Origin of the sequence: Micromonospora sp. DT44 (genome assembly GCF_049841635.1) — a bacterium.
Lineage (GTDB): Bacteria > Actinomycetota > Actinomycetes > Mycobacteriales > Micromonosporaceae > Micromonospora.
This window is the reverse complement of record NZ_JBNCKS010000210.1, coordinates 1-261: the sequence shown is the minus strand read 5'-3', so window position 1 is coordinate 261 and position 261 is coordinate 1. Positions and strand designations below refer to the sequence as shown.

1 pseudogene is annotated in these 261 nt (G+C 69.3%); it reads right to left on the bottom strand.

Annotation, left to right across the window (positions count from 1 at the left end):
- Positions 1–196: pseudogene (locus tag ACLQ25_RS32915) on the bottom strand (hypothetical protein); the annotation flags it as partial.
- Positions 197–261: the final 65 nt, after the last annotated feature.

The window sequence follows — 261 nt, the reverse complement described above, 5'->3', positions numbered from 1 at the left end:
CGGTCTGCTCACCGTTGAGGTCGATGTGCGACTGGTCGCCCTGCGGCTTGGGTGCGGTGGTCTGCACCGCTGCGGCGGCGGGCTTGGCGTCCACGGCCGGGGTGGCGGCGTGGGCGGCGATCGGGCCGGCGAAGATGCCACCGGCGAACGCGAGACCAGCAACGGACAGCATGCTCTTGCGGAGGATCGTGTTCATGAGGGGTTGCTCCTTCGGGGGTAGGAAACACCCACACCACCCGTTCGGGGGGATCGGTGATGCGG